This is a genomic window from Cupriavidus sp. KB_39 (genome assembly GCF_052114485.1).
GTDB lineage: Bacteria > Pseudomonadota > Gammaproteobacteria > Burkholderiales > Burkholderiaceae > Cupriavidus.
The window spans coordinates 1-7,464 of the sequence record NZ_JBFREV010000073.1; the positions used below are offsets into that span (position 1 = coordinate 1).

The window sequence follows — 7,464 nt, forward strand, 5'->3', positions numbered from 1 at the left end:
GAGGGCGGCGGCCGGAAGGGGAGGGTGGAGCAAGGGACATGGCGCATCGGTTCGAACAGAACGGATGTCCACGATAGCCTCGGGCGAGGCCCTAAAACGTGTCCGGATGTGGAGGTTTTGTGGAAGTTTGTGTCCGAGGCCGACTCGGACGGTTCCCTTGCAGGATCAGGGCAGCACGCAGCTCGTTTCGCGGTTGGGATCGCATACGCGCGCGCGTCCCAGAAGGCTGACTTCGACGACACGCTTTGCATCACCGATCTGGAAGCCGGCGCTCATCGACATTTGGCTTTTTGTCGTCGTCTGCGAATACCCGACCGGAGAAAAGGAGATCGAAGCAAGCCCTGTGGGAAAGGTAGAGGTCGTCACCACGACATCGGACGGTGGCTTGTCGTATTGCGCAATGAGATTCTCGGTCCCCTCTTCGTAGGTGCCATTGGGGGTGAGACCTTCGGAGAAAACTTGCCACCCATTCTTCCAGTCGTTCCCGATCGGTGCCACGGTCACATAGCTATTGGTCGTGGCCGCGATGGATCGTGCCTTCGAAACCGCCGTGTTGAAGCTGTCTGCCACGGTCAACACGCGATGATTGCGCATGAACGTGGTCATGCTAGGCACCGCAAAGCCCACCAGAATCACGCCGACGGCCATCGTCGTGATCAGTTCTATAAGCGTGAAGCCTTGTTGTGGCTGGACGGCTCGTTTGTCGACGCGCATGGGGATCACCAGCAATTGGGAGTGTTGACTTCTTGGCCGTTCAGCATGTTGTTCTTGACGCCTGTGCTCTTGATCGTCAGAACGCCGCAGGTGGCATCGGCCCGCTTGGGTGTCGCACGCAACTCCACGCACTGGCCGCTGTTGCAATCGAACGCGGCGATCGTGTAGTTGCCGCTGGTCGCATTGTCGCCGGAGTACGCCTTGTAGCCGGTCCAAGGCGTCGTCGTACCCGCTGCATAGTAGGTGTTGACTTGCGAAAAGTGCCGCTCGAACAACTGCATGTTCTCCATCAGTGCCGCCTTGGCCTCGGTGCGCCGACCTTTCAGGATGAATTCCTGATAGGAGGGGTAGGCGAATGCACTGAGGATGCCGATGATGGCCACGGTGACCATCACCTCGGCTAGCGTGAAGCCGCGCGGCCACTTGCGGAGTCTATATGTCATGGCTGTCCTGGATGTCAGTTCGTTATCGTGAAATTGCGGATTTCCTTCCATCCCTTGCGCATAACGCGCTTGTCGGTCGCGTTGGTGCTGGTTGTGGTCAGCGTGCCCGCGGAGCCGAAGCCCAGTACCTGCGTCGTCGTGGATTGCACCCCACCTCCAGCGCCGGTACGGTCAGTCTTCGACACATTGATGACGATGATCGACGGCGCGCCAAGCAGGCCGACGGAGGACAACATGCCCGAGATGCCATTGGTAGGCAGGCCGGTCAGTGGGTTCAGGGCATAGCTCCGGCTACCGCCGGCGGTGCCGCATGTACCGGTGGCCGTGTAGATCGAGTTGAAGAAGATCATGCCGCTTGCGACGGCGGCGGATGTGACCTGCCGCTCGGTGCTATCGAGGAAATCGAGCACCCAGCCAGGTTTGCGCCCGCCCGTGTAGCCCGGATATGCAGCCGTGCCAGTAATGGAGATGGACTGCCCCCCCGAGGTATAGGCCGAGGACAACTGGCTTAACTGGCTCCGGCCGCCGCTCACATAGTCGGTGCCACCGCCGTCATAAATGCCGTAGAAGGAGTTGGTCTGCGTCGGGGTGGTACTCGTATCGGCCAGTTCGTAGTACTTGCCGGTGCCAAACAGGACCATGAAGCCACCCGGGGCGTACACCACCTCTGGCTGCATCGTGATTGGCTGGCGATTGCCGTTGCGGTCGGTTGCCACGAACAGCGGCTTGCCCGGCGTGCCGCCGTACGGCGGCAGTGCGCCGTCGCTGCCGGCGTTCCACGTGGAGGGCAGGCCGGAGACGTTGAACTTCCACAGATTGCCCTGCAGGTCGCCCGCATAGATGGCCAGGCCGATTCCGCTTGTGGAAGTGGTCACGGCTGGCGTGCTCAGGCCGTTTGCGGTGACATAGGGCGGCGTGGCCGAAGGCGACGGGGTGACGATCTTCCAATAATTGTTGTTCAGCGACCACGCTTCGCTGGGCGACTTGTCCAGCGAGAGGAGGAACAGCGCGCCCGGCGCCCGGTCGTTGGCGTAGCCATCGGCCTGATTGCTGTTCAGGCCGTTCCCGACAATGGCGAACCACTTGTACACGGGCACATTGTTGGTGTCCTTGCCGACAAGCATCTTGGCGATCACCGGGCGGCCCATGACGTTGCCCATGTCGGCGTCGTCCTTGTCCGTGAACTCCCACATGACATTCGATGCACCGAAAACGCTGCCTCGGCTACCGGTCGGGTCGGTTACATCCAGGGCGTACACCCCCTCCGCGCCGCCGCCCATGCCGCCCACCAGCACCGTTTTCCAGTTGCTGCCGATCTGGACTTCCGAAGTGACTGGCGTGGCATCGACATAGGCGCGATGCGAGTAGGTGGCGCCGGTCAGTTGGTTGAGCTTGCTGACGACTGCCGCCGGGACGTAGGCGAATACTTCGTCGCCAGTATTGGCATTGAAGCCGTGCAGCATGCCGTCGTTGGCGCCGACATAGACCATCGGCGTCCGGGTTGCGTAGTTCGTGGCGAATGCGGCGTAGCCGGCGCCGCTGCGGGTGGTGGAGGGCAGACCGACGAACGTCGGGCCGGAGTTGATGATGTCACCGAACACCGTCTTGCGTGCCCGGAACAGCCCGCCATTGCCCTGGCTGTCGGCTTCGTTGCTGCGATCTCCCCGCAGGTACTCCACGCGTTGCTGGCCCAGCCCGTCGCTGCTGCTCGTGCCCGGGTTGATGTTCAGTGCATCCTGCTGTGCCTTGCCGAGGTTGGCCCAGCTGAATGCGGCGCCCGTCCCTGTGGCGCCGCTCAAGGTGAAGATGGAACGCGTCGAATAGGTCCGGGCCGCGAGGCGCGAACCGGCCTCCCAGGCTGCCGTGGACGAGATCGAGACGGAACCGTCGCTATTTTTGAGTAGCGGGTAGGCGCTGAGCTTACCGTTCCATTGCTGATCAAAGCCCGGCGTGTAGACAAATTCGTTCTGGATGATCCGGGTGTTGCTCAGTGCCACGCCGGAGAGCGTGCCGGCTGCGGTCGTGATCTGCGTGAAGATTTGCTTGATCGCGCTGATCATCTGCGCCGGCTGGCTGGCGAGGAACCAGTTGGACGGGATGTTGGAGCCAATAGGGGCCGCCTCCCACTCCGTGTTGTTGGTCACCACGGCGCCGCCGGAACCCAGCGTCTTGAACGGGTTGCCGTCCTTGTTGCCGCCATCGTTGGTCTCTTCCTTGAAGCCGCCGTACTTGGCTGCGAGGAAGATTTGGCTTTGCCGCTGGCTGTCGCCGACCGTGCCGTTGCCGTTTTCGTTCACGTCGATACCGAAGGTGGTGACGCGAGCCTCGGGCATGGTTGGCCGGAATGCCGAGGTATGCGCCCAGTAGGCAATGCCGGCAAGGTAGTACGACGACTTAGAGGACGTGGGGTGGTTCTTTGTGCCGAGGCTCAGGAATGACGAGCCGAGCGGATTCGAGTTCCCGGCGGCGGGTGTGTTCGTCTCGAGCGCGCCGACCTTGTTGGTCCAATCCACCACGTCGAATTTGCTCCAGGAATCCTTCGCACGGGCCGGGTCGCCCTGGTTGGCGATGGTATTGCCGGGAATGTAGTGATCCTGGTGGGTGTTGATATCGCCAATCGTCAGCACGTAGTTGCGCTGACAACTGTTCAGCAGGGGGTCGGTGTCCCAACTTGTGTACACGGGAAAATTGTCCGTGTAGGCCGTGGTGAGATTGTTCACGGCTTCGGGAGTCGGGCCATCGGGGTGGAACTGCAGGTAGCGAATGCTCTCGTAGTAAAGCTCGCTCAGTGGATCGTACGTCTTGTATCTGCCTACCGGATTGTCGGTGGGTCCGCCGAGGTCGGTCACCATTGTGCGGCCGAACTTGTTCAGGTAATTGATCACGCCGCTATTGGCGTTGGTGGTCAGGTTGAGCGGGTTGTTCAGCAGCACCCCGTACGCATCCCATTCCTTGGCCGGGTTCGTGATCGTATTCAGCGAGGTATTTACTGCGTTGTCGCCCACATACTTCATCGGCGCCCGCAGTACACCGCCGTAACGCTCGTTCTGGGTCTTGCTTGTATCGTTGGTGGCATCGTTCAGGTAGCCGAAGGCCGCGAACCGCACGCGGTCGGCATTGCGCTGCATCTCGCCCACGGGCTTGTAGTTGGTGCCGTCGTAGCTGTAGCAGAGGTCCGTACGGCTGGTAGCTTCGCTGCTGTCGCAGACCTGCACCTGAACGCGGAAGCCGCGCCGTTCCGTCACCGTGCCGCGGCTGTTGGTCACGTCGGCGTACTTGCGCAAACTGGTACACGAGGCGGAGGAGTCGTCCGCGTCCGAGAAGTAAATATGGTTGCCGCAGGACGCCATGTACAACGTGGTGTACTTGAACGGCGTCACCTTGCTCGGCGCGCTGTTCGTGCCGCTGCCGTTGATGCTCTTGAGCGGGAAGTAAGACGAGCTCTTGAAGAAGTCGGCTTGCAGCAGGGCGCGTTGCAGGACAGTTTGCGTGCGCGTGTCGACCACGCGGTCGCCGCCGGTCATGGCGAGGCGCAGCTCGTCAATGGCGGACGAGGCCGCCCAGTTCATGAAGTTGCCGCTGAAATCGCCGGAGCACTCGTGGGTGTCGGTGGTAGCGTTTCCGGAGATCGTGAAGTAGCCAGACGTGGCGTTATAGGCGTAGCACTTCGTGTTGTTGAAGTAGCCGAGGTAGCCGGTAGCCTTGTTGTAGGTGCCCCGGTATGCGGCGCCGGTGGTGGGGAATTCCACCGACAAAGTCAGCATCAGGTTCGGATGGATGTTCTGCGACTGGCCGTAGAGCGGCGTGGTCGAGATCGAAACCGTCGGCACGGTGGTCGGCGCGGCGCAGAGCGCAACACTCCAGAGCATGGTGCACAGCGGCAGCAGGCGGCGGAAGAGGTTCATGGAATTCGGTCCCGGTTCGTTGGTTTGATCCGTCGGGGAAATGGGGTTAGTCCTCGCCCTTGTAGTAGAGCGACTGGACTACTGCGCGTGTGGTGTCATTGGGGCCGAAGCCGACGGCCGTAATCTGGTACATGAATTTCACATCGTCCGGATTGCTCGCGCTTTGATTGTTATCTCTGACCGTCATGATCTCAATCAGATAGCGCGGCTTGCGGCCGGGGGTCAGGCCTGAGCCAGTGGGGAATGACCTGCCGGTGAACGTTCCATACTCCACAGTCCTCTGGCCGACGGTGGCCAGCCAGTCGACGGTGTTCCAGATCGGCGGATTGCTGTTGTATGTGTCGCACAATCCCAGGTAAGGCCCGCTTGGGGCGGTGCCCGTGTTGCAACCGCCCGGCACATCAAAGCCGTCGCGCTTCTTCGATGAGAAGATCTGCGTGCGTTTGGCCGGGCCGGTTGCATTGCTGATATCGAGTTCCGCGTCGCGCAGCGCGGCTTCCGCTGCCTGGAACGCGATCTCAAAATCACGCTGGTTCCGTGATGTCTTCTTCGAGTCGAGTGCGATGCGCGCGCCCGAAATGGCCAGCAGCGTGATCACCAGCAGCATGATCACGGCGGTGATCAGGGCAACGCCTCGCTCGTTTCGCGAGCGGCATGCGGGGGTCATCCTGGAGGTCAGAGGCATGACGTGTCTCCCGGAACACAGTGGTTGTAGTTGCGGACCTGGAGGGTGGTGGTGAACAGGCGGCGTGCCGCCTGGGTGTCCTGCGTGGGTGTGAAGGTGCCGTCTGCGCCGTTGTAGAGCGACCCGAACATCTGGATGGCTCCGTTTCCCCCGGCGTCTGCGCTCGCGTTGTCAGCGCGTACGACGATCGACAGCTTGATGGTCGCGATGTGGAGCCATTCGAGTGTCGTCATTTCGTCGGCTCTCACGTACTTGTCCGGCACATCGTCGGAATTCGTGGAGATCCCATACAGCAACTGCATGTTCTCGACGCCGGTCACCAGTTCCTGCGTGACGTACGTGGTCAGCGACTCTTCTCCCGCAGTCCGCTGGCGGTACTTGCACATCAGGGTAGGTTTGCCTGCTGCGTTGTTAGCGACGAAGAAAACGGACAAGCCGCGCTGGCTGGCCGCGAGCGTTACATCGCCCTCGGTGTAGCCCGCCACGCCCTGGCCTGAGCAATCGACAATCGATTCGTCGGGCGTGCGGGGGTTTCCGGGAACCCCGGACCCGTAGTAGCGCACCATGAACATGTCGCTGCCATTGACTGACGCGCCTCCGTTGCAAACCAGATCTTCGCCGTCCCCCGGCGTGGAGCACGATTCGCGTCCGAAGATCATCTGGTCCGTAATCACCATCGCGCCGCCCGAGGGGCCTGGCGGCACATAAGACGCTTGCCGCAGCACACGGGACATTACCGAGATTGCGAATTGCCCACGCTCTTCCAGGTTCGCGTTGTCGTCGATCGTGGCGTAGCTGTTGCGGCTCATCAGGTAGAACGACAGGCCGGCAATCAACACCAGCATGCTGATGACCAGCGTCACCATCAGTTCGATGAGGGTATAGCCCGCGGCCGGCTGCCGCAGGCGGCGGGAGTCAGAGTGGCGGGAGTCAGAGTGGCGGGGCATCAGTTGTTGACTCCGGGGTTGACGACCACGACGACCATGGGCGTCGCATCGCCATTCGCTGCGGCGGAGTCGGCCATGGTGGTGCCTGTAGCGAGATCAGCGCCGGCGCGATCGGTGAAACGGGAGGTCCAGCCTACCTTGATGACGATCGGCGTATCGCTTGGAGAGCCATTGCCACCGGCGGTCTGGGTGCAGCCCCACTGGTAACCGGTGTTGAGCTGGAACGTGGTCGAGTCGCGGCAGATGACCGCGCGGCCGTTTGGCAGGCTGGTCTGGACGCGGCGCGCCCAGTCAGCCTTGTCGAAATTCGCGGTGAGGGGCGCGCATGCGGCTGATGCGCCAGTGCAGGCCGTGCGGAACAGGTTGCCGCTGTCCGCGATATTCGGCGTGCCGGTCTTCGTGTCGAAAAGGTAGTTGTTTTTGTTGGCCTCATCGACGCTCGCCCGCATGCGGTCCGCCATGTCATTGGCGAGCTGAAGCGCAACAACGTCGTAGGACGACTGTTGCGCGAAGCGGAAAGACTTGATGAGCAGATTGGCCACGCCGAGCACGCCGAACGCCAGAACGACGATCGCTACCAATGCTTCGAGCATGGTGAAGCCGGCCGCCCCCCGGCGGCGTGACTGACCCATTTGTGACTCCCGTCCAAAAAATCGAACTGTTCTTTTGCTTTTCTACGGGCGGCGCGTTGGAGTTTTGCTGCGCCGGAGCCTCTGTTGGGCCCCGTTTACGCCGTGCACGCGCTCGCCATCCGGCCTCCTTACCCGAAG

6 protein-coding genes are annotated in these 7,464 nt (G+C 61.7%); all 6 read right to left on the reverse strand.

What is annotated here, in order from left to right:
• Positions 1-165: 165 nt before the first annotated feature.
• From AB4Z27_RS27995 to pilV, 6 genes are read right to left on the reverse strand one after another with little or no spacing between them, the layout of a single operon-like run.
• Positions 166-714, reverse strand: coding sequence for a GspH/FimT family pseudopilin (locus tag AB4Z27_RS27995; protein WP_441645832.1), 549 nt, complete (start codon positions 712-714; stop codon positions 166-168).
• A gap of 5 nt (positions 715-719) precedes the next feature.
• On the reverse strand, positions 720-1,157 hold the full coding sequence (locus tag AB4Z27_RS28000) for a type IV pilin protein (protein WP_441645833.1): 438 nt from the start codon (positions 1,155-1,157) through the stop codon (positions 720-722).
• Positions 1,158-1,171: 14 nt separating this feature from the next.
• The gene (locus AB4Z27_RS28005) at positions 1,172-5,062 is read right to left on the reverse strand and encodes a pilus assembly protein (protein ID WP_441645834.1); all 3,891 of its coding nucleotides are present in this window, start codon (positions 5,060-5,062) and stop codon (positions 1,172-1,174) included.
• 46 nt (positions 5,063-5,108) lie between these two features.
• A complete protein-coding gene (locus AB4Z27_RS28010; protein ID WP_441645835.1) occupies positions 5,109-5,747 on the reverse strand; it encodes a pilus assembly PilX family protein in 639 nt (212 codons plus the stop codon).
• A complete protein-coding gene (locus AB4Z27_RS28015; RefSeq protein ID WP_441645836.1) occupies positions 5,738-6,694 on the reverse strand; it encodes a PilW family protein in 957 nt (318 codons plus the stop codon). The genes AB4Z27_RS28010 and AB4Z27_RS28015 overlap by 10 nt, the downstream gene beginning before the upstream one ends.
• Positions 6,694-7,326 (reverse strand): type IV pilus modification protein PilV, encoded by a 633-nt coding sequence (gene pilV / locus AB4Z27_RS28020; protein ID WP_441645837.1) that lies wholly within the window; start codon positions 7,324-7,326, stop codon positions 6,694-6,696. The genes AB4Z27_RS28015 and pilV overlap by 1 nt, the downstream gene beginning before the upstream one ends.
• Positions 7,327-7,464: the final 138 nt, after the last annotated feature.

Coding starts and splice junctions, on each gene's coding strand:
- AB4Z27_RS27995 (WP_441645832.1), bottom strand. CDS start 714: ATGCGCGTCGACAAACGAGCCGTCCAGCCACAACAAGGCTTCACGCTT.
- AB4Z27_RS28000 (WP_441645833.1), bottom strand. CDS start 1,157: ATGACATATAGACTCCGCAAGTGGCCGCGCGGCTTCACGCTAGCCGAG.
- AB4Z27_RS28005 (WP_441645834.1), bottom strand. CDS start 5,062: ATGAACCTCTTCCGCCGCCTGCTGCCGCTGTGCACCATGCTCTGGAGT.
- AB4Z27_RS28010 (WP_441645835.1), bottom strand. CDS start 5,747: ATGCCTCTGACCTCCAGGATGACCCCCGCATGCCGCTCGCGAAACGAG.
- AB4Z27_RS28015 (WP_441645836.1), bottom strand. CDS start 6,694: ATGCCCCGCCACTCTGACTCCCGCCACTCTGACTCCCGCCGCCTGCGG.
- pilV (WP_441645837.1), bottom strand. CDS start 7,326: ATGGGTCAGTCACGCCGCCGGGGGGCGGCCGGCTTCACCATGCTCGAA.